The organism is Hymenobacter sp. (assembly GCF_031398885.1).
Lineage (GTDB): Bacteria > Bacteroidota > Bacteroidia > Cytophagales > Hymenobacteraceae > Hymenobacter.
Genome location: NZ_JANNOD010000020.1, coordinates 1 through 20,493, shown reverse-complemented (window position 1 = coordinate 20,493; position 20,493 = coordinate 1). Strand labels below are relative to the sequence as shown.

Annotated in this window: 18 protein-coding genes and 1 other RNA gene; 14 read left to right on the top strand and 5 right to left on the bottom strand. The window is 63.7% G+C overall.

The window, feature by feature from the left end:
- The first annotated feature begins 68 nt into the window (after positions 1–68).
- Positions 69–1,436, top strand: coding sequence for a dGTP triphosphohydrolase (gene dgt, locus RMO51_RS02265; protein WP_310391610.1), 1,368 nt, complete (start codon positions 69–71; stop codon positions 1,434–1,436).
- 45 nt (positions 1,437–1,481) lie between these two features.
- On the opposite strand, the gene RMO51_RS02260 is transcribed toward dgt, so the two are convergent.
- From RMO51_RS02260 to guaA, 3 genes are all read right to left on the bottom strand, one after another.
- The gene (locus RMO51_RS02260) at positions 1,482–2,177 is read right to left on the bottom strand and encodes a type 1 glutamine amidotransferase (RefSeq protein ID WP_310391608.1); all 696 of its coding nucleotides are present in this window, start codon (positions 2,175–2,177) and stop codon (positions 1,482–1,484) included.
- A gap of 154 nt (positions 2,178–2,331) precedes the next feature.
- A complete protein-coding gene (locus RMO51_RS02255) occupies positions 2,332–2,721 on the bottom strand; it encodes a GxxExxY protein (protein WP_310391607.1) in 390 nt (129 codons plus the stop codon).
- A 104-nt stretch (positions 2,722–2,825) separates the two neighbouring features.
- Positions 2,826–4,361, bottom strand: coding sequence for a glutamine-hydrolyzing GMP synthase (gene guaA, locus RMO51_RS02250; protein WP_310391605.1), 1,536 nt, complete (start codon positions 4,359–4,361; stop codon positions 2,826–2,828).
- A gap of 233 nt (positions 4,362–4,594) precedes the next feature.
- Here guaA and ffs point away from each other — a divergent pair.
- The 8 genes from ffs (at position 4,595) to RMO51_RS02210 (ending at position 10,953) form a co-directional block, all read left to right on the top strand.
- An RNA gene (gene ffs / locus RMO51_RS02245) (signal recognition particle sRNA small type) lies at positions 4,595–4,692 on the top strand.
- Between the two features lie 196 nt (positions 4,693–4,888).
- On the top strand, positions 4,889–5,545 hold the full coding sequence (gene fsa / locus RMO51_RS02240) for a fructose-6-phosphate aldolase (protein ID WP_310391603.1): 657 nt from the start codon (positions 4,889–4,891) through the stop codon (positions 5,543–5,545).
- 101 nt (positions 5,546–5,646) lie between these two features.
- Positions 5,647–5,850 (top strand): fructose-6-phosphate aldolase, encoded by a 204-nt coding sequence (locus RMO51_RS02235; RefSeq protein WP_310391601.1) that lies wholly within the window; start codon positions 5,647–5,649, stop codon positions 5,848–5,850.
- 229 nt (positions 5,851–6,079) lie between these two features.
- Positions 6,080–6,715 (top strand): ATP-binding cassette domain-containing protein, encoded by a 636-nt coding sequence (locus RMO51_RS02230; protein ID WP_310391792.1) that lies wholly within the window; start codon positions 6,080–6,082, stop codon positions 6,713–6,715.
- Between the two features lie 200 nt (positions 6,716–6,915).
- Complete coding sequence (locus RMO51_RS02225; RefSeq protein WP_310391600.1) at positions 6,916–7,806, top strand: glycosyltransferase; 891 nt, start codon at positions 6,916–6,918, stop codon at positions 7,804–7,806.
- Between the two features lie 2 nt (positions 7,807–7,808).
- On the top strand, positions 7,809–9,002 hold the full coding sequence (locus tag RMO51_RS02220; protein WP_310391599.1) for a DegT/DnrJ/EryC1/StrS family aminotransferase: 1,194 nt from the start codon (positions 7,809–7,811) through the stop codon (positions 9,000–9,002).
- A gap of 121 nt (positions 9,003–9,123) precedes the next feature.
- Positions 9,124–10,143 carry a Gfo/Idh/MocA family oxidoreductase gene (locus RMO51_RS02215; protein WP_310391597.1) on the top strand — a complete coding sequence of 340 codons (1,020 nt, stop codon included), beginning with the start codon at positions 9,124–9,126 and terminating at the stop codon, positions 10,141–10,143.
- Between the two features lie 339 nt (positions 10,144–10,482).
- Positions 10,483–10,953, top strand: a complete 471-nt coding sequence (locus RMO51_RS02210) for an ester cyclase (RefSeq protein ID WP_310391595.1) — start codon at positions 10,483–10,485, stop codon at positions 10,951–10,953.
- Between the two features lie 289 nt (positions 10,954–11,242).
- Here the strand turns inward: RMO51_RS02210 and RMO51_RS02205 are convergent, their stop codons facing one another.
- Positions 11,243–11,932, bottom strand: coding sequence for a hypothetical protein (locus RMO51_RS02205; RefSeq protein ID WP_310391593.1), 690 nt, complete (start codon positions 11,930–11,932; stop codon positions 11,243–11,245).
- A 433-nt stretch (positions 11,933–12,365) separates the two neighbouring features.
- On the opposite strand from RMO51_RS02205, the gene RMO51_RS02200 reads away from it, so the two are divergent.
- Entirely contained in the window at positions 12,366–13,016 is a 651-nt protein-coding gene (locus tag RMO51_RS02200; RefSeq protein ID WP_310391591.1) for a hypothetical protein, read from the top strand.
- 28 nt (positions 13,017–13,044) lie between these two features.
- On the opposite strand, the gene RMO51_RS02195 is transcribed toward RMO51_RS02200, so the two are convergent.
- The gene (locus RMO51_RS02195; RefSeq protein WP_310391589.1) at positions 13,045–13,980 is read right to left on the bottom strand and encodes a DUF3078 domain-containing protein; all 936 of its coding nucleotides are present in this window, start codon (positions 13,978–13,980) and stop codon (positions 13,045–13,047) included.
- A gap of 269 nt (positions 13,981–14,249) precedes the next feature.
- On the opposite strand from RMO51_RS02195, the gene RMO51_RS02190 reads away from it, so the two are divergent.
- The 4 genes from RMO51_RS02190 (at position 14,250) to RMO51_RS02175 (ending at position 20,263) form a co-directional block, all read left to right on the top strand.
- Positions 14,250–14,702, top strand: coding sequence for a BLUF domain-containing protein (locus RMO51_RS02190; protein WP_310391587.1), 453 nt, complete (start codon positions 14,250–14,252; stop codon positions 14,700–14,702).
- Between the two features lie 36 nt (positions 14,703–14,738).
- Positions 14,739–17,801 (top strand): PD-(D/E)XK nuclease family protein, encoded by a 3,063-nt coding sequence (locus RMO51_RS02185; RefSeq protein ID WP_310391585.1) that lies wholly within the window; start codon positions 14,739–14,741, stop codon positions 17,799–17,801.
- Between the two features lie 106 nt (positions 17,802–17,907).
- Positions 17,908–18,342, top strand: a complete 435-nt coding sequence (locus RMO51_RS02180; RefSeq protein WP_310391583.1) for a nucleoside deaminase — start codon at positions 17,908–17,910, stop codon at positions 18,340–18,342.
- Positions 18,343–18,472: 130 nt separating this feature from the next.
- Complete coding sequence (locus RMO51_RS02175) at positions 18,473–20,263, top strand: chloride channel protein (protein WP_310391581.1); 1,791 nt, start codon at positions 18,473–18,475, stop codon at positions 20,261–20,263.
- Positions 20,264–20,493 lie beyond the last annotated feature (230 nt).

Here is a 20,493-nt window from a genome sequence, read left to right as displayed (position 1 = left end):
TGTTGCCTTTCACCCCTCACCTTCTACGGTTTTCCAACACCCCCTGCTCAGAAAACATCATGCCCCTCATGTCCTGGCCACGCCTGCTCTCGCAGCGCCGTTTTCCCGACCAGCAGCTGCCGTCGCCCAGCGCGGCCCCCGTGCGCGGCGCTTTCGTGGCCGACTACGACCGGGTGGTGTTCAGCTCGGCCTTCCGGCGCCTGCAGCGCAAAACCCAGGTGATGCCCCTGCCCGAAACCGACTTCGTGCACACCCGCCTCACCCACTCGCTCGAAACGGCCGTGGTGGGCCGCTCCCTGGGCCGCCTCGCCGCCCGCCATTTGCTGGAAAACGACGCCGCTTTGGCCCGGCTCCTGCCCAACCTCGACCAGGACTGCGGCGACCTCGTGGCCGCCGCCTGCCTGGCCCACGACATCGGCAACCCGCCCTTCGGCCACTCCGGCGAGGACGCCATCAGCAGCTACTTTGAAAGTGGCGCCGCCGCGCCCTACCTGGCTGGCCTTACGCCCGCCGAAGTAGCCGATTTGCAGCACTTTGAAGGCAACGCGGCGGGGTTCCGCATCCTCACGCACACCTACGCCGCGCACAGCACCGGCACCGCGGGCCTGGGCCTCACCTACGCCACGCTGGGCGCCTTCACCAAATATCCGAAGCCCAGCCTTGTGCCCACGGAAGCGAGGTTAGGCGGGGCCTCCGAAAAGAAATACGGCCACTTTCAGAGCGAAAGCGCCCGCTTTCGGCACGTGGCCGCCGAGCTGGGCCTGCTGCCGAAAGACGCCGCCGCGGGGTTCTACCACCGGCACCCGCTGGCTTTCCTCGTGGAAGCCGCCGACGACTTGTGCTACCGCATCATCGATTTTGAGGACGGCCTGAAACTGGGCCTGATTGAGCCGCGGGCCGGTTTGGGCTTGCTAAAAAAAATGCTCAACGACCCGGCCGGCCGCGTGGGCAGCGTGCAGTGGCACGACTGGGGCGAGGAGCTGGGCTACGTCCGGGCCCGCCTCATCGGCAAGCTGGTGACGGAGCTCGCGGGCCTGTTTGCCCGGCACGCGCCCGCCATCCTGCGCGGCGAGTACGACCAGCCCATCATCAAGGAATTGGCCTGCTGGACCGACTTGCAGGAAGTGCAGCGCCTGAGCATCAACCAGCTCTACCGCAGCCGCCCGGTGCTGGAAATCGAAGCCGCCGGTTTTGAGGTGCTGGGCGGGCTGCTGGACGCGTTTCTGCGCGCCGTGTTCGACGCCGGCCAGGGCCACCGCAGCCGCAAGCTGCTCCTGCTGCTGCCCGAGCAGTTCCGCGCCTCCGGCCGCCAGGCCGATGTGTCGGCCTACGAAAAAATCCTGCTGCTCACCGACTTCGTGGCCGGCATGACCGACCAGCACGCCCTGAGCCTGTACAAAACCATCAAAGGAATTGAGCTGCCAAAAGGGTTTTAAGCTGAGTTAAAAGTTGCGAGTTAAAACTCACCACTATTTTAACTTTTAACTCGTTTCCTCCCCTTCGTGCACGGCCACCAAGTTGGCCAGCAGCAACTCCAGCAGCTTGCGGCCCTTCCACATCGATTTCAGCCGGGCCCGAATCTGCTCGGCGGTCTGTACAAATTCCTGCTCTTCCGCCGTTTCGTGCCCTTCGTACTCCAGCAGCTGCTCGACCATTGGCACCGTCATCTCGGGGTGAAATTGGAGGCCGATGATGCCGTCGCCCCACACGAAACCCTGCGTGGCGCACCCGGCCGACATGCCCACCCGAATAGCGCCCGGCGGCACCGTAAACGTGTCCAGGTGCCAGTGCAGCACGGTGGCCTTCTCGGGCCAGCCGCGCAGCAGCGGATGCTCCAACGCCTTGGCCGAGAAGCGCACCGTCCAGAAACCAATTTCGGGCTCGGGGTTGGGCCGAACCTCGGCGCCCAGCGCCTCGGCCAGCAGTTGCGCACCCAGGCAAATGCCCAGCGTTACCTTGCCGGCCCGCAGCACCTCGCGCAGAAAGGCTTTTTCCGCCCGCATCCACGGAAACCCGGCCTCGTCGTGCACGCTCATGGCGCCGCCCAAAATCAGCAGGCCATCGAATTCACTCGTGGCCGGAAATTCCGGGTTCGGCGCAAACAAGTTGGTGAAGGTCAGCGCGTGGCCGTGCGCCGCCAACCAATCGGCCGCGTGGCCGGGGCCTTCGTTGGGCAAATGTTGGAGGCAATGCCAAATCACGGATTAGTCGGATTTTGTGGACGGCGTTGTGTTGCATTTGGTCGCTTTTCTGACCGCATTTCTGACCGCATTTCTGACTGCATTTCTGACTGCATTTCTGGCCGCTTTTTCTTTTTTGGGTATGCTTAGGTTAGGTGCGTGCATGGTTTCGGATGAAGCGCTTGAAACGTAGGCTCGCCTCCCCAAAATTGATTAGCAAACCTACTTCCAGTCGGTAGGCGTTCAGGTAGTTGATGATTTGCGCGTATTGCAGTGGCGTGAGTTCGGTGAGGGCTTTCAATTCTACCAACACGCATCCGGCCACCAAAAAATCAACCCGTCTGGCCCCTACCTGGGTATCCAGGTAGAAAACTGGCAAATGCACTTCCTGCTCGAAAACCAACCCGCTGCGGCTCAGTTCCAACGCCAGCGACCGGTGGTAAATATTTTCAGGGAATCCGCTCCCCAGTGCCGAATGCACGCGCATCGCACAACCGATAACCTCCTTCGTCACCGCATTATGGCGCGTGTCCAACAGCATATTTCTACGTTAAATCTCCCCGTTCAACATCAACCCGCCACAGCGCCAGCAAAAATCGCCTACAAAATCCGACCAATCCGTTCCTAATCCGAAAAATCCGTGATTTATTCCCACTCTATCGTGGCCGGCGGCTTGCTCGAAATGTCGTACACCACGCGGTTGATGCCGCGCACCTGGTTGATGATTTTATTGCTGACTTCTGCCAGGAAGTCGTAGGGCAGGTGGGCCCAGTCGGCGGTCATGCCGTCCACGCTGGTCACGGCGCGCAGGGCCACCACGCGCTCGTAGGTGCGTTCGTCGCCCATCACGCCCACGCTCTGCACGGGCAGCAGCATGGCGCCGGCCTGCCACACGTGTTCGTAGAGGCCGTGCGCCTTGAGCAGGTTGATGAACACGCCGTCGGCGCGCTGCAGCAGGTCCACTTTCTCGGGGGTAATGTCGCCGAGGATGCGGATGCCCAGGCCGGGGCCGGGAAATGGATGGCGGTTCAGGATTTCGCCGGGCAGGCCCAGCGCCGCGCCCACTTCCCGCACCTCGTCCTTGAACAACATGCGCAGCGGCTCCACAATCCTGAGGTTCATCTTCTCGGGCAGGCCGCCCACGTTGTGGTGGCTTTTGATGGTCACGGCCGGCCCCTTCACCGAGACGGACTCAATCACGTCGGGGTAAATGGTGCCCTGGGCCAGCCAGCGGGCGCCTTCCACCTTCTGGGCCTCGCGGTCGAACACCTCGATGAAGGTGCGGCCAATGGCCTTGCGCTTGGCCTCCGGGTCCGTCAGGCCGGCCAGAGCGGCGTAAAATTCGGGGGCGGCATTCACGCCGGTTACGTTCAGGCCGAGGCCTTCGTACGCTTTGAGCACGGTGGCAAACTCGTCCTGCCGCAACAGGCCGTTGTCGACGAAAATGCCGTGCAGGCGCGGGCCCACGGCGCGGTGCAGCAGCAGCGCCGCCACGCTGCTGTCGACGCCGCCGGAAAGGCCCAAAATCACCTGGTCATCCGAGCCAATGGTGTTTTGCAGCGCCAGCACGGCCGAATCCACGAAGTGGTCGGGCGTCCAGCTTTGGGTGCAACGACAGATGTCGACCACGAAATTTTTCAGCAGCTGCTTGCCCTCGGTAGAATGCGTCACCTCGGGATGAAACTGAATGCCGTAGGTTTCCTGGCCGGCGACTTTGAAGGCGGCCACGGCCACTTCCGGCGTGCTGGCGATGCTGTCGTAGCCCACCGGCAGGGTCTGGATGGTATCGCCGTGCGACATCCAGACCTGGGAGCCGGCGTGCAGGCCGTGGAGCAGCGGCGAGGCGCTATTCAGCTCCGCCAGCCGGGCGCGGCCGTACTCCCGGATGGTGGCGGGCAGCACCTCGCCCCCGCCCTGCTGGGCCAGCAGCTGCGCGCCGTAGCACACGCCCAGCACGGGCACCCGGCCCAGGATGTGGCGCAAGTCGGGGTTGGGCGCGTCCTCGTCGCGCACCGAGCAGGGCGAGCCGGAAAGAATGACGCCCCGGATGTCCTCGGTCAAAACGAGGGTCGGGGCGTGGGTGTAAGGGTGAATCTCGCAGAACACGTGCAGCTCGCGGATGCGCCGGGCTATCAATTGGGTGTACTGCGAGCCGAAATCCAGAATGATTAGTCGTTCCATGGCGCAAAGGTAGGGCCCAGCCCAGCACCGGAAAGGCCCCTGCTTAAATAAGAAAGGGCTTTTTCGCCCGGCACGGAAAAAGCAGCTTGGCAGTTGAGCCACCGGGGCTTGAAAACCCAGCGGGCCCTTTGCGCGGCTCATCCAAGTGTGGTTTCGCCAGAAAACCGGAGCTGCGAAGGCGAACTCGGGGCACGGCACACGTCATTTGCCAGGCTTTTTCGCTTATCTTTGCAGCGGCAAGTCAGAACGACCAGCTCCTGCTGAACTCCCCCAGGACCGGAAGGTAGCAAGGGTAGGTGGTTGTAGCGGTGCGATTTTGGCTTGCTTTTTTTTGCCCTTTCTGGTCGGCTCCGGTGCTGCTCCGTTTCGCGCTTTGGCGAACGAATGAGTAGCTTTGGGGCCGATTCTTTGTTGGGGGCTTGGGGACTCAGGGGCTTAGGAACTTGGTTTTTTCGCCAGGTTTTCCCAGACCGAACCCAGCTAATGGCGCCCTAAAACCAAGCCCCCAAGACCCCCAGACCCCGCTTATGAAGTTTTTCATTGACACCGCCAACCTAGCCGAAATCCGCGAAGCCGTGGAGCTGGGCGTGCTCGACGGCGTGACCACCAACCCCTCGCTGATGGCCAAGGAAGGCATCCGCGGCCTCGACAACGTGATGGCCCACTACCGCCAAATCTGCGAGCTGGTCGACGGCGACGTATCGGCCGAAGTCATTGCCACCGACTACCACGGCATCATCCGCGAGGGCGAGGAGCTGGCCGAGCTGCACCCTAACATCGTGGTGAAGGTGCCGATGATTAAGGACGGCGTCAAGGCCATCAAGTATTTTTCCGACAAGGGCATCAAAACCAACTGCACCCTGATTTTCACGGCCGGGCAGGCCCTGCTGGCCGCCAAAGCCGGCGCCACCTACGTGTCACCCTTCGTGGGCCGCCTCGACGACATCGGCCACGACGGCCTGCAGCTGGTGGAGCAAATCGTGCAGATTTTCAGCAACTACGGCTACCCGACCGAAGTGCTGGCCGCCTCCGTCCGCCACGTGCCCCACCTGATTCAGTGCGCCGAAGTTGGGGCCGACGTGGTCACCTGTCCGCTCGGCGTCATCACCGCGCTGCTCAACCACCCCCTCACCGACAAGGGCCTTGCCACGTTTCTGGCCGACCACAAACGCGTCAATGCTTAGTATTGTAATTAAAAATGAAGAATTAAAAATTAAAAGACGCCTTTTCTTTTCGGTAATTTCTTGTTTTTTTAATTTTTAATTCTTCATTTTTAATTACAAAAATGTACATCATCAAAGTCAAAGGCAAGGCCAAAATTCCCGACTACATTCAGTTGCGGGACGAAGCCTTCGTGCTCATCGCCTATTTCCGGGCCGACCGGCCGCTGAAGGACCTGCACCGCTACGGGCTGGAGGGCAAAGAAACCGAGCTGGCCACCGTAATTGCCGGGTTGGAGTTTGGCAAATTGCAGCTTCTGGCGCTTTAAATCACGAATTTTCGGATTCGAGCGGATTATGTGGACGTCTTGGGCTTTACCAAACATTGATAAAACGCGCTGCGACGCCGCGTTTCATTCAAGGTCAACGTTTTGTCATTTGAAATTTTGCTTTTCAACGGTCCCACGGCGATAAAATTGACTGCACAACCCGGGCACTCCGCTTAATTCCGAAAAATCAGTGACTGAAAACGTAATCGAGCTGCGCGATGCCACCGTTATGCAGGAGCAGCAGGCGGTGTTGCAGGGCGTGTCGTTCGCGCTGGAAAAAAGTGCGTTTGCCTACCTCGTGGGCCGCACGGGGTCCGGCAAGTCGTCGCTGTTGAAAACGTTGTACGCCGACCTGCCCTTGCGAAGCGGCCTGGGCACGGTGGCGGGGTTTTCGCTGCCCGAGCTGCCGGCCAGCAAGGTGCCGTACCTGCGGCGCCGGCTGGGCATTGTCTTCCAGGATTTCCAGCTGCTTTCAGACCGCACCGTGGCCGAAAATCTGCTGTTCGTGCTCAACGCGACGGGCTGGAAGGGCAAGGCCCGCAAGCAACAGCGCGTGAGCGACGTGCTGGGCCAGGTCGGCCTCAACGGCGCCGCCAACCGCATGCCGCACCGTCTTTCAGGCGGCGAGCAGCAGCGCGTGGTCATTGCCCGGGCCATGCTCAACGAGCCCGTGCTGCTGCTTGCCGACGAGCCCACCGGCAACCTCGACCCCGACGTATCGGCCAGCATCATGCAGCTGTTTGGCGAGATTAATAATTCGGGCACCGCCATTCTCATGGCCACGCACAATTTCCAATTAATTGAAAAATACCCGCACCGCATACTGACCTGCAAAGACGGCGAGCTGCTGGATTCGGCGAAGTAGTAATGGAGTCAAAAATTAAGAATTAAAAATAATAACTACTTATTTCTAAACTGCATCGTTTTACGACGCTAGTTTGGGTGGCCTCAGAGTCAGTGGCCACCCCTCAGAAAAACCCTTCTGCCAGCCCGGAAATAGCTGTAATAATTTCGACGCGAACTAAAGTTTCTTAATTTTTAATTCCTAATTTTTAATTAATTAAAATGCCTGGGCTTTCGGTGCTGATTCCGGTTTTTAATTGGAACGTTACCGAATTGGTTGACGCGCTAATTGCGCAGCAGCCCAATTGGGACGGGCCACTCGAAATACTGTTATTCGACGACGGTTCGCGCGAAGAATTCCGGGTGCTGAACCGGCCGCTGGCGGCCCGGCCCGGCGTACGCTACCACGAGCTGGCGCGCAATGTGGGCCGCGCTGCCATCCGCAACCAGCTGGCAACCGCCGCGCAACACGAGTGGCTGCTGCTGCTGGACAACGACAGCCTGCTGCCCGACCCCCGATTCCTGGCCCGCTACGCCGCGGCCCGCCACCTAGCCGCCGTGCTCATCGGCGGCACCTGCTACGAAGCTGCCCCGCCTGCGGACCCCGCTTTGCGCCTGCGCTGGCAGTACGGCCGGGCCCGCGAAGCCCGCCCCGCCGCCGCGCGCCAAGCGGCGCCGTACCACCAGCTTACCATCAATAATGCGCTGCTGCGCGCCGACGTTTTCCGCCGCTTTCCGCTGGACGAGGCCCTGACCGGCTACGGCCACGAGGACACCCGCTTCGGCGAAGCGCTGGCCGCGGCCCGGATGCCAATTCGGCACCTGGACAACCCGGTGCTGCACGCCGGTCTGGAACCCGCCCATGTTTTCCTGCGCAAGAGCGCGCAGGCCGTGCGCAACCTGGCCCGGATGTACCGCGCAACGGCGCGCGCCGATGGCTCGCGCTTGCTGCAAACGGCCGGGCGCTTGCGCCGGCTGGGGCTGGCCCCGGCGGCCCGCGTGGCCCTGGGGGCGGCGGCCCCGGCCCTGCGCCGCCAGCTGCTGGGGCCCGCGCCGCGCCTGCGGTTGTTCGACCTGCTCAGGCTGCATTGGCTGTTGCGGGAGCTGGCCTGAGTTTGCCCAGTATCTTTGGCCGCTTCCATTCGTCGTTTGCTTTGATTCTGCCCGCCCCGCCCGCACCCATTCTTCTGCTTGATTTGGCGGCCGAGCACGCCGCCCTGCAGCCGGCACTGGACGAAGCGCTGCGGGAGGTCATGGCCGCGGCGGCGTTCATTCAGGGGCCGGCGGTGGCGGAGTTCGCGGCGGCGCTGGGCGAGTACCTGGGCGGCGCCCACGTGGTGCCCTGTGCCAACGGCACCGACGCCCTCACGCTGGCCCTGCTGAGCCTGCAACTGCCGCCGGGGGCCGAAGTCATCGTCCCGGCCTTTACCTACGTGGCCACCCTGGAAGCGGCCGCGCTGCTGGGCCTGCGCCCCGTGCTGGCGGATGTGCGCCCCGACACTTTCAATCTGGACCCGGCGGCCGTGGCGGCGGCCCTCACGCCGCGCACGGGCGCTATCGTGGCCGTGCATTTGTTCGGGCAGTGCGCCGATTTGGAGGCACTGCGGAGCATTGCCGGTCGGCACGGTGCGGCGTTGATTGAGGACAACGCCCAAGCCATCGGGGCGACGTTTCGGTTTGCCAGCGGGGAAACGGCTTTTGCCGGGGCGGTGGGCGAAGTGGGCACCACTTCGTTTTTCCCGTCGAAAAACCTGGGTGCGCTGGGCGACGGCGGCGCCCTGCTCACGCGCGACCCGGCCCGCGCCGCCCTGCTCCGCCAGCTCGCCAACCACGGCCAGAGCCGCAAGTACCACCACCAGCACATCGGCCTCAACTCCCGCCTCGACACCCTGCAGGCCGCCCTGCTGCGGGTGAAGCTGCGGCAACTGCCAGGCGCTACCGCCGCCCGCCAGGCCGTGGCCGCCCGCTACGACGCCGCCCTGGCCGGAATGCCCGGCCTGCGCCGGCCGGCCCGCGACCCGCGCAGCAGCCACGTCTTCCACCAGTACACCCTCACGCTGGAGGAACCTGGCCGCCGCGACGACCTGCAACACTTCCTTCAACGCTGCGGCGTGCCCACGATGGTGTACTACCCGCTGCCCGTGCACGCGCAGCCGGCTTATGCCTACCTGGGGTACCGAGCGGGCCAGTTCCCGGTGGCCGAGCGGCTGTGCCGGTCGGTGCTCTCGCTACCCGTGCACCCGCTGCTGACGGCGGAGCAAGGGGATTACGTTGCGGGGTTGTTGGGGCAGTTCTATTCTAATGGCTGAAATTATTTTTCGCACGGAGCCAGGGGAAGTAAAAGGAGTTGCACGAAGGAAAGAGTCGGTCCGTGCAACTCCTTTCACCTCCCCTGGCTCCGTGCGAAATCTTTTCTGAAATCAACACCCCATGCAACACCCTCCCGTCCGTTTTGCCATCTGCGGCGTGGGCCACATCGGCCGCCGCCACGCCGCTTTGGTGGCGCGCCACCCCGGTGCCGTGCTGGTGGCCCTGCTTGACGTGCGCGCCGACCTGCAGGCCGGCCTCACTGCCGAGTTCCCCGGCGTGCCGTTTTTTCTTTCCCTCGAAGACTACCTGGCCCACGGCCCTGCCGCCGACGTGCTCACCGTGGCCACGCCCAACGGCCTGCACGCCCCGCAAGCGGTGGCGGGCCTGCGCCACGGCCTGCACGTGGTGGTTGAAAAACCCCTGGCCCTGACCAAGGCCGACGCCGAGACCATCGTGCACACGGCCTTGCAAACCGGCCGGCTGGTGTTCGGGGTGATGCAGAACCGCTACTCGCCCCCCGCCGCCTGGCTCAAGCAGGTGGTCGACGAAGGCCGGCTGGGGCAGGTGTACCTGGTGCAGCTGAGCTGCTTCTGGAACCGCGACGCCCGCTACTACCGGCCCGGCGGCTGGAAGGGCACCCAGACCCTGGACGGCGGCACGCTCTTCACCCAGTTCAGCCACTTCGTGGATTTGCTGTACTGGGTGTTCGGCGACGTCACCAACCTTTCGGCCCGGTTCCGCGACTTCGCCCACGCCGGCCTCACCGAGTTCGAGGACAGCGGCCTGGTGACCTTCGACCTGCTGCGCGGCGGCAGCGGCACGCTCAGCTACAGCACCGCCGTGTGGGACCGCAACCTCGAAAGCTCCCTCACTGTGGTGGCCGAGCGCGGCAGCCTGCGCATTGCCGGCCAGTACCTGGACAAGGTGGAGTACTGCCACCTCGAAAACTACGCCCTGCCCACGCTGCCCCCCACCAACCCCGCCAACGACTACGGCCCCTTCCAGGGTTCGGCCGCCAACCACGTGCAGGTCATCGAAAACGTGGTGGACACCGTGCAGCGCCGCAGCTTCGCCACAACCAACGCGCTGGAAGGGCTGAAAGTGGTGGAGATAATTGAGCGGATTTACGCGCTGCGGTAGGTCCGGCTACTCCCCTAAGAACCTATTCATGAATGCCCTCCTTGCAAAAATACCGGTCATGCTGAGCTGGTCGAAGCATCTCTCCCGCTTCCCCGGCTGGCAGGCGTCTGCGAGGCGCTGCCCACTGGTTTCGCGTCTTTGATGCGGCTGGCGAACGACACCCGCCGGAGGCGTTGCAAACGCCACTCCAGTCGGCAGCGCGTCGCAGACGCGCGCCAGCCGAGTATACGCTACTGTCATACCTTGCCGTAGCGGTAATACAGATGTTGGCGGGCATTGTAAATAGACACTACTAACTTAGGAAGCAACCACACACAAAAAATTTAACTCCTTAAGTTTTTGACCACTGAAAGCAATGAAAATTGGAGTTTTCAAAAATCAAATTTTCTATTTACAGCTCAAATGAAAAGCAACAAAGAAATAGTAGCCGAGTTTATCAATGCTACAAATCAAAAAAATTGGGACAAGGTTATATCATTAGTTCACGAGGATTTTATTAGACACAGCTCATCCGAACCAAAAGAAGTAAAAACAAGTATTGGATTAGTTAATTTTCACAAGGCAGAGTTAGAAGTATTTCCTGACTTACAAGAGATAATAATTTTTGCAATTGAAGAAGGCGATTTGGTTGCTGCGAGAATAAATTTTTCTGGGACACAATTAGGTCAACTCATAAATTTTCCACCAACTGGTAAAAAACTGACTTCGGATTTCAATTGCTTCTTTCGTGTAATAGAAGAAAAAATAAAGGAAACTTGGGTCGAGTATGATAACTTAAATGGGCTTATTCAACTCGGACATTACAAATAAAATGAAGAAAATGATTGCTGAAAAGAACAACGACCCGCTAACAGCGGCTTGGCGTAATGGCTGGTTGAGTGGTAAATTAAATTTCAGTAATTCTAATAACCATTTGTGCTTGGTCGACAGAGTAGGGCTTCTAATTCCGCCACATCGACAAGCCCCAAACCGTTAGTCCATCTCCCCGAAACGATGGTCTGCATTTCCCACTCCCGGCATGGCACCACAACAAAAAAAGCGCCGGAACCCCAGGTCCCGGCGCTTCTCTCGCTGCTAAAGTTGCGGGCCCCGGCGCTCCCTACCCCACCGGCGGGGCTGCCGGGCCAGCCGAGCGCGGGGCGGGGTCAATCACGTAGTCGTTGTACTTGCTCACGTCGGTTTGCTTGAACAGCCCCTGGCCGATGCCGCAGAGGGCGCTCAGCTCGTCGTACAGCGCGTTGAGGGCGATTTGGCGGGTTTGGGTGCCGGCGCTGCGGCCGGACTCGGCCAGGCGCTGGGCCCGGAGGGCGGCGAGGTACCGCTCGTTTTCGGCGGCCAGGGCGGTGAGCTGGGCGGGGGTGAGGCCCTGCACCGCGTAGTCGGCCACGTGGGCCGTGGCCCAGTCCAGCAGGTGGCCCATGTTCACGTAGAAGTCGCCTTCGCTGTCGTTGTAGAGGCCGCCGCTGCCAAAGGCCTTGTAGGCGGGGCTGCGCTCGTCGTGCACGATGGCGACCTGGCTCATCACCGTGGCCATGCCGCTTTCCACCACGCCGCGCTGGGTGGCGGCGGCCGCAGTGAGGGTTTGCTTCTGGTTGTCGAGCTGCTCGTCGCTGGGCAGCTTGGCGGCCGCGGCGGTCTGGGCCTCGAAGGCTGCGAGGCGGGCCGGCCCCACGCCGCGCGTGGCGAAGGCGGCCGCGTCGCGGGCCATGAACCCGGCCTTGGTGTGGCAGGTGAGCAGCAGGTCGCCCTGCGACATGGGGTAGTTGGCGGTTGCTTGCACTTGCTTCATGGTAGGGGGTGGTTAGCGCGCCCCGGACGGTCCGGCGGCCCCGCCCGGGAACCCGGGCGGGCGGCAAGCTCCACAATTAATCCCGCATCCACAAGCCGCCGGCCGGGCCGGGAGCGGGCCCGGCGCCCCCGCCCGGCCGCCGGTGGCCCCCGCCCCCACGCCCGTAGAATCCGCCCCCGCGCCAGTAGCTCCCGCCACCGCGCCGGTACATTCAGAAACAGCACCAGTGGGCGCAACACCACCGCCAGTACACTCAGAAACACCGCCAGTACACCCAGAAACAACGTCAGTAGCCTCAGAAACATCAATTTTTACTGCAACCATTGCACTTGACGAGGATACGGGTGCCGCGCCGGCCGGCACGACCAGGGAACCCCGCGGGCAGAGTGTCCCCCCGCCGACCTCGGCCGCCGGGCCGCCGTACCTTGGCGCCATGCCCGACTCGCACCCTACCCTGGCGGCCCGCTGGCACGCCCTCACCGCCCCGCTGCTGGCCGATGCCGGGCGCCGCGAGGCCGTTTTTCAGGAGCTGGCCGCGGCCTACGACGGGCCGGGGCGGCACTACCACACCCTGCGGCACATCGAGAACCTGCTGAGCCGCCTGGACGCCGTGCCCCTGCGCGATGCCCCGGTGGTGCAGTTAGCCGTCTGGTTCCACGACGCGGTGTACCACGCCCTGCGCACCGACAACGAAGCCCGGAGCGCCGCCCAGGCCCTGGCGTTTCTGCGCGAAACCAGCCTGGCGCCGGCCCGGCAGCAGCGGGTGGCCTTCCTCATCGAGCGCACCGCCGACCACACCCGGCCCCAGCCGCCCGACGATGCCGACCTGCTGGCGTTTCTGGACGCCGACCTGAGCATTCTCGGCGCCTCGGAAGCCGACTACTGGGCCTACGCCCGGCAGGTACGCCGTGAATACCGCCGGGTGCCGGCCCTGCTCTACCGCCCCGGCCGGCGCCAGGTACTGGCCAAGCTGCTGGCCGCCCCGGTCCTGTTTCAAACCCCCGACGGGCGGGCCGAGCTGGACGCGGCGGCCCGGCGAAACCTGGCGGCCGAAATAGCCGCCTGGGACCGGGGCGAGCTATGAACAGCCCAACCCAGTGGGCCGGACAGTGTCACTTCTTCTCGTCCACGAAGTTCTGGAAGGCGTAGGCCACCCCGATGGTCAGGCCCTGGGAGTACTGCACGCCGGCGTCCTGGTCGAAGTCGTAGAGGGCAATGCCGTTGAGGGCCACGTTCACGTATTTGCCCACTTTGGCGGTGAGGCCGACGTCGAGGCGGTGGTCAACTTCTTTGCCGGTGACGTTGCGGTAGTTGGCAAAGAGCAGGTAGCGGGCCTTGAGGCTGACGCCGGGGCCGAGGTTCTTGTCGTACTCGGCCAGGACTTGGGCGGCCAGCACTTCCCAGCGGGTGCTGCGGCCGGGCCGCACGCCGTAGGGCGTGTCGCCGAGGACTTCCCCGAACCGGTCGGCCCGGTTCACCACCGTCAGGCGCGGGGCAAAGGGCGCCAGGCGCACCCGAAACGTGGGGTTGGGGTGGTACTCGAAGCCGTAGGCGGCGGTGACGAAGCCGGGAGCGAAGAAGTCCGACACGGCCCGGGCCCGGTCGTTGCCGGCCGCGTCCTCGTCGTACTGGTAGCCGGGCGCAAATTGCGTGAGCAGGTTCAGCGACACGAACGTGTTCCAGTCGGAGCTGATGTCGCGGCCGTACTTGGTGTCGAGGTAGAGGCGGTCCTGGCCTTTGCGGTAGCCCAGGCCCTTGGTTTCGGAGAAGGCAAAGAGAAAGTCGGCCTCGTTGTCGAAGGAATTTCCCCCGTTTTTCCGGTTGGCCTTCAGGTTGGCCAGGGCGTTGAAGCCGATGGTGTTGACGCCCCCGCCGCGCCAGTTGCTGCTGAGCAGGGACTCGTTGAGGCCGAGGCCGGTTTTGCCGGACTTGCGCCAGCGCGGCTCCGGGGGCGGGGCGGGCACGGCGGCCGGGGCGGGCACGGTTTGGGCCTGGGCCGCGGCTGCCAGGAGGCCGGCGGCGAGGGAAAGCAGTAGGCGGGTGCGCATATGAGTGAGCCGAAATGGACGGACAAAGGACGCAGAAAACGCCGAACGAGGTTTTCCACCCGGGGCGCTTGCTTCCCTGCGGGCCGTTGGTGCCGGCCGGCCCCTTTGCGCGGCATGATGGCGGGCGGGCACGAGGAGCACCGCCGAGGCATTGAATATTTTCATACGTTAATTATTAGCTACATTACTGTTGTAAATGCTCCCTCAAACCGGGGCCCGCCGGGCACGGCGCCGGGGTACTCTGGCCGTTTCACGTTTTCGTTACTGCGATGGGCCTGCATCAACTCATTTACCAGAGCCACTCCCTGGTGCCCTTCGCGACGCCGGAACTCACCGCGCTGCTTCACCAGTCACGGGCTTACAACCAGGCGCACGGCATCACCGGCATTTTGCTCTACACGCCCGACGGCCGGTTTTTGCAGGTGTTGGAAGGCGAGCGGGACGAAGTGCGCGGGCTGTACCGCCGCATCCAGACCGACCCGCGCCACTACGACTGCCGGGTGTTCAGCGAGGGACCTTGCCGCCAGCGCAGCTTCGCCACCTGGACCATGGGCTTCCGGGTGGCCCAGGCCCAGGACCTGCGCAAGCTGCTGCGCTCCGTGCCCCCCGACGCCCCGGGCCTGCTCGTTCCGCGCCCCCCCACCCGCCCCGAAGTGCTGGCGCTGCTACTCGATTTCGTGGCCAACATCGAACCCAAGCCCTGGCAGGAACATTTGCAGTAGCGCCCCAAGCGCACCCCGGCCGGTATCTTTGCCCGGATGCCCGCCCACCCTGCCCCTTACCCTGCCGCCGCCGCCGGGGCGCCGCTTGCGGCGCCCGTTTCCTTCCTGGCCGCCACCGCCCGCGAGCTGCTGGACCGCTACGGCTCCGGGCCCCTCGACGAGCTGTCGGACCTGGTGGTGGTGGTGCCCACGCGCCGGGCGGTGGTGTACTTGAAGAACGAGCTGGCCCTGGCCCTGCCGCCGGGCGCCCCGCTCTGGGCCCCGCGCGTGGCGGCCATGGAAGACTACATGGTGGAGCTGGCCGGCGTGCAGGTCGAAGAGCCCATTGCCCTGCAGCTGCTGCTCTACGACATCCTCAAAAACATTGACCTCAGCCTCGACTTCGACCGGTTCGTGGGCTGGGCCGGGCTGCTGCTGAGCGACTTTTCCAACCTCGACCAGAACCTGGCCCCCACCCGCAAGGTGTTTGAGTACCTGAGCCAGGCCAAGGCCCTGGAGCGCTGGGACCTGGAAGCGCTGCCCGCCCAGAGCCAGGTTGCCGCCCACTCGTTCAGCTTCTGGGACCAGCTCGAACGGGTGTACCGCGAGCTGCAGCGCCGCATGCTGGCCAACCACCTCGCCTACCCCGGCCTGGCCTACCGCCGCGCCGTGGAGCGGCTCGAAAAGCAACTGACCGACCCCGCCGCGCCGGAGCCCGCCCGCCACGTGTTCGTGGGCCTGGGCAACTTGTCGCGGTCCGAAGAAAAGCTCATCCGCCTGCTGCTGGGCGCCGGCCGGGCCGAAGTGCGCTTCGACGCCGACCCGTTCTACCTCGAAGAAGGCTCGCCCAACCGCGCCGGCCAGCACCTGCGCCGCTACTTCGAGCGGTGGCAGTTGCCGCTCGAGGCCTTCGGCGGCGGCGTGGAGTGGCTGCGCGGCCAGCCCCGCCACGTGCGCTACCTGGGCGTGGCCAACCCCAGCATGCAGGGCAAGCTGGCCGGCCAGCTCCTGGCCGAGGCCCGCCGCCAGTACCCCGACGCCACCGTGGCCATTGTGCTGCCCGACGAAACCCTGCTCCTGCCCGTGCTCCACGGCCTGCCGCCCGACGAGGTGCCCGACTACAACGTGACCATGGGCCTGAGCTTCCAGGCCACGCCGCTGTTCAACCTGGTCGACTTGCTGTTCGAAGTCCACCTCACCGGCATCCGCGAGGGCAGCGCCGAAACGGGCTACGGCGTGCCGCGCTACCACCACCTGGCCGTGAGCAAGCTGCTGGGCCACCCCTTTCTGCGCCGCTACCAGCAGGGGCTCGACCAGCAGGCCGACCAGCCCCAGTACCACGGCATTCTGGACCAGATGTGCCGCGAAATCATCCGCCTCAACGCCGTGTTGCTGCCCGCCACCGAGCTGCTCAGGCTCGGCGCCCACCACCCGCTCATCGAGGCCCTGTTCAAGACCTGGGACAACTGCGACGACATCATCGCCGCCTGCTACACGCTGATTGACCTGCTCAAGCAGGTGTACTCCGACAAGCAGTCGGGCATCGAGGCCGAGTACCTTTACTTGTTTTACACCCTGATAAAGCAGCTCGACTCGGCCTTCGACTGCCGCGAACAGCGCCTGTCGGTGCGCTCGTTCCGCCGGTTTTTGTACGAGCAGATGGGCCGCACCCGCCTGCCGTTTTCGGGCGAGCCCCTGGCCGACGTGCAGGTGATGGGCCTGCTCGAAACCCGCGCCCTGGACTTCGACCACGTCATCATCCTGAGCTGCAACGAGGGCGTGCTGCCGGCGCCCAAGAAGCAGCAGTCGCTGTTTCCCTACGACGTGCTGCAGGAGTTCAAGCTGCCCACTTACGCCGACGCCGAGGCCATCACGGCCTACAACTTCTGGCGGCTGCTGCAACGGGCGGCCCGCGTGGACCTGGTGCACGTGCTGCCCGGCGCCGAGGGCCTCCGCAGCGGCGAGCGCAGCCGGTTCCTGCTGCAATTGCAAAACGACTTGCTGCCCCAAAACCCGCAGCTCACGCTGGAAGACCTGACGGTCGGCGTCGCCTCCCTTAATGAAGAATTAGGAATGAGGAATGAGGAATTGGGGTTGCCTGCTGATTCCTCATTCCTCATTCCTAATTCCTCATTCGAAGCCAGCGGCGAGCTTGGCGACCTCGTGCTGGAGAAAGACGAGGAAATGCTGGCCGCCCTGCGCGGGGTGCTGGAGCGCAACATCTCGCCCTCGCGCCTCAACGACTTTCTGGCCTGCTCGCTCCGCTTCTACTTCTCCAAAGTGGCCCGCTTCTACGAGAACGAGGCCGTGGAGGAAACCCTGGAAGCCAGCAGCTTCGGCCTGGTGGTGCACGAGGCGTTGGAAAATCTGATGCGGCCCTTTGAGCAGGACGCCCGCCCCATCACCGCTGCCGACATCCCGGCCCTGGTGGCGCGGGCGCCGGAGGAAGTGCGCAGGGCCCTGCGCCAGGAAGAAACCGAGAAGCACGCCCGCCCCGACGAAGGCCTCAACCACGTGTACGGCCTGGTGGCGGCGCGCCTCATCGTCCGTTACCTCGAAGGGTTGGAGGCCAGCGAAGGCTTGCCCCTGCGCCTGTTCAGCCTGGAAAAGGACCTGGCGGCCACGGTTTTTGTGGACGTGCCCGGCTCCGGGCAGCTGGCCGTGCGCCTGTTCGGCAAAGCCGACCGCGTGGACCAGCTGCCCGACGGCCGCCTGCGCGTGGTGGACTACAAAACCGGCCTCGTCGAAGCCAACGACCTCAACCTGACCGGCCACCGCAACCGCTTCAGCCCCGCCGAAGCCACCGAGCGCCTGCTCTACGAAGCCACCTCCAGCGCCGACAAGGTCCGCCAGCTCTGGCTCTACCGCCTCATGCTGGCCAGCACCGAGCAACGCGACACCGAAAACACGGCCATCGTCTCGATGCGCAACCTGGACAAGGGCCTGCTGGCGGCGGACCTGAGCTTTCTGACCAGCGAAGGCCAGGACTTCGTGCAGGTTTCGGAGGAGCTGGTGCGTAAAATTGTGCTGCGCATTCTGGACCCCGCCGAGCCCATCCGCAAAACCGACGACTTCAAAAAGTGTGAGCACTGCCCGTACCGGGGCATTTGCGCGCGGTAGAATGCAGTTGTTAGTTGTTAGTTGGCAGTTGTTAGTTCACAAGAACATTGAGCAGAAACCTCCGATACAAATCTGACAACTGACAACCAACAACTGATAACTAATTATGGACGAATTCATGCAGGCCGCCATCGACGAAGCCCGGCTGGGCCGCTCGCAGGGGGGCATTCCCATTGGCTCGGTGCTCGTCCGCGGCGGCCGGATTGTGGGCCGGGGCCACAACAAGCGCGTGCAGGAAGACTCCGCCATCAAGCACGGCGAAATGGACTGCCTCACCAACGCCGGCCGCCAGCGCACCTACCGCGACACGGTCATCTACACCACCCTGATGCCGTGCTACATGTGCGCCGGCACCATCGTGCAGTTCAAAATCCCGAAGGTCGTCGTGGGCGAGTCGCGCACCTTCGGCGAGTCGCGGGCTTTCCTCGAAAGCCACGGCGTGGCAGTGGTCGACCTCGACCTGCAGGAGTGCGTCGATATGATGGCCGAGTTCATCGCGGCCGAGCCCGCGCTCTGGAACGAGGACATCATGGAGCAATAGGCAACCGGGCGACCGCGCCGGGCGAGTTCAACGGGTAAGTTGACGGGCCTGGCGAGCTTTCGCCGCCGGGCGGCATCTGCCGGCCCATTTTTTGCGTTGCTAAAAACGCGTTACTTCCCCGCTCGCGCCCATGCCCCACCACGCCGTTCACCGATTGTTGCGCCCGCTGCTCATGTGGCGGGCGCGCCACGTCAGCGAGCGGATGTACATGCTGCTGCTGAGCGTGCTGGTAGGGGCCGCGGCCGGTTTGGCGGCAGTCCTGCTCAAAACGTCGGTGCAGCGCGGGCAGGAACTGTTGCAGGGCGGCATTTCGGAGCCCAGCCGGGTGTTTGCCCTCTCGCTCTACCCCATCATCGGCATCACGCTCACGGTGCTGGTCACCAAGTACTTTCTGGGCGGGCAACTGAACCGCGGCATTGGCCCCATCATCTACAACACGGCCCGCGAGGGCAGCGTGGTGCCCCGCTCCAAGCTCTATTCGCAGCTGATTACCGCTTTTCTCACGGTTACTTTTGGCGGCTCGGCCGGTACCGAGGCGCCCATTTCGGTCACGGGGGCGGCCATCGGGTCCAACTCCGGCCGGGTGCTGCACCTCGACCGGCGGCGGCGGCGGCGCCTGCTCACGGGCTGCGGGGCGGCGGCGGGCGTGGCGGCCATCTTCAACTCGCCCATCGCGGGGGTGCTGTTCGCCGTCGAAACCATTTTGCTGGAGCTGCCCGCGCAGTACTTTATTCCGCTGCTCATTTCGTCGGCCACGGCCACGGTGATTTCCAAGGCCCTGTACGCCGGCCAGCCGTTCGTGCTCATCACCACCAGCTGGCCGGTCAACGCGGTGCCGTTTTACGTGCTGCTGGGTTTGTTCACGGCCGTTTTCTCGGTCTACATGATTCGGACCTACCACTGGTTCGAGAAGTTCTTCGAGCGTTGGCCGGGGCTCGACTGGCGCAAGGTGCTGGTGGGCGGCACGCTCCTGGGCGGGCTGATTTTCCTGTTTCCGACCCTCTACGGCGAAGGCTACAACACCGTGCAGCTGCTGCTCACCGGCCACCCGGAGCACATCACCGACGGCAGCATTTTCTCGGTGTACCAGGACGACAACCCCTGGCTGCTGCTGGTGCTGGTGCTGTTCAGCCTCATGCTGAAAGTGGTGGCCACCAGCATTACGGTGGGCGCCGGCGGCAACGGCGGCATGTTCGGCTCGTCGCTGTTTGGCGGGGCGCTGGCGGGCTTCTTCTTCGCCCGCATCATCAACCTGAGCGGGCTCATCCACATTCCCGAGGTGCATTTTGTGGTGCTGGGCATGGCCGGCACGCTGGCCGGCGTCATTCACGCGCCGCTCACCGCCATCTTCCTCATCGCCGAAATCACGGGGGGCTACGCCTTGTTCGTGCCGCTGATGGTGGTGTGCAGCTCTTCCTACCTCATCACCAAGTACTTCGAGCCCTACTCCATCTACACCCGCAAGCTCACGCTGAAGGGCGTGGACGTGTACGCCAACCGCGACCGCGGCCTGCTGGCCCAGCTCGACCCGCGCAAGCTGCTCGAAACCGACTTCATTGCCGTGCGCCCCAGCACCACCCTCGGGGAGCTGGTTGAGATTTTTCGGCACAGCTCGCGCGACTTGTTTCCGGTGGTGGCCGCCGGGGGCCGGCTGCTGGGCGTGGTCAGCCTCGACTCGGTGCGCGACGCGCTGTTCGACGACGCCCACTACGCCACCACCCACGTGCGCGAGCTGATGAAACCTGCCCGCGGCATCATCGGCCCCAACGACGACCTGGAGCACACCCTGAGCCTGCTCGACCGCACCGGTGCCTGGGCCCTGCCCGTGTGCGAGGAAGACGGCCGCTACCTCGGCTTCATTCTCAAATCAACCATCCTGGTCCGCTACCGGCGTCAGCTCATTCAGGAGAGCGAAGTGTGACGCCTTTGGCTTAATGAGCAGTGAGCAGTGAGCAGTGAACATGACGTTCGTACTTGCGTACATTATTTTCCAAATGGTCCCCTAAGAGACTGTCCGAAAAAGCAAGTGCGATGATAAAAGCACGTCATGCTGAGCGCAGCCGAAGCATCTCGCCCGCTTCGTTGTCGGCCAACACCAACCGGGCCATCTCGTGCGGCAACGTCCACGGGGCAAGCGACAGGTCGCCGAGG

Bases quoted from the DNA above. Each gene is read 5' to 3' on its own strand.
- RMO51_RS02215 (WP_310391597.1), top strand. From the start codon at position 9,124: ATGCAACACCCTCCCGTCCGTTTTGCCATCTGCGGCGTGGGCCACATC.
- RMO51_RS02195 (WP_310391589.1), bottom strand. From the start codon at position 13,980: ATGCGCACCCGCCTACTGCTTTCCCTCGCCGCCGGCCTCCTGGCAGCC.
- fsa (WP_310391603.1), top strand. From the start codon at position 4,889: ATGAAGTTTTTCATTGACACCGCCAACCTAGCCGAAATCCGCGAAGCC.
- RMO51_RS02255 (WP_310391607.1), bottom strand. From the start codon at position 2,721: ATGCTGTTGGACACGCGCCATAATGCGGTGACGAAGGAGGTTATCGGT.
- guaA (WP_310391605.1), bottom strand. From the start codon at position 4,361: ATGGAACGACTAATCATTCTGGATTTCGGCTCGCAGTACACCCAATTG.
- RMO51_RS02205 (WP_310391593.1), bottom strand. From the start codon at position 11,932: ATGAAGCAAGTGCAAGCAACCGCCAACTACCCCATGTCGCAGGGCGAC.
- RMO51_RS02235 (WP_310391601.1), top strand. From the start codon at position 5,647: ATGTACATCATCAAAGTCAAAGGCAAGGCCAAAATTCCCGACTACATT.
- RMO51_RS02175 (WP_310391581.1), top strand. From the start codon at position 18,473: ATGCCCCACCACGCCGTTCACCGATTGTTGCGCCCGCTGCTCATGTGG.
- RMO51_RS02180 (WP_310391583.1), top strand. From the start codon at position 17,908: ATGGACGAATTCATGCAGGCCGCCATCGACGAAGCCCGGCTGGGCCGC.
- RMO51_RS02190 (WP_310391587.1), top strand. From the start codon at position 14,250: ATGGGCCTGCATCAACTCATTTACCAGAGCCACTCCCTGGTGCCCTTC.
- RMO51_RS02225 (WP_310391600.1), top strand. From the start codon at position 6,916: ATGCCTGGGCTTTCGGTGCTGATTCCGGTTTTTAATTGGAACGTTACC.
- dgt (WP_310391610.1), top strand. From the start codon at position 69: ATGTCCTGGCCACGCCTGCTCTCGCAGCGCCGTTTTCCCGACCAGCAG.
- RMO51_RS02185 (WP_310391585.1), top strand. From the start codon at position 14,739: ATGCCCGCCCACCCTGCCCCTTACCCTGCCGCCGCCGCCGGGGCGCCG.
- RMO51_RS02200 (WP_310391591.1), top strand. From the start codon at position 12,366: ATGCCCGACTCGCACCCTACCCTGGCGGCCCGCTGGCACGCCCTCACC.
- RMO51_RS02230 (WP_310391792.1), top strand. From the start codon at position 6,080: ATGCAGGAGCAGCAGGCGGTGTTGCAGGGCGTGTCGTTCGCGCTGGAA.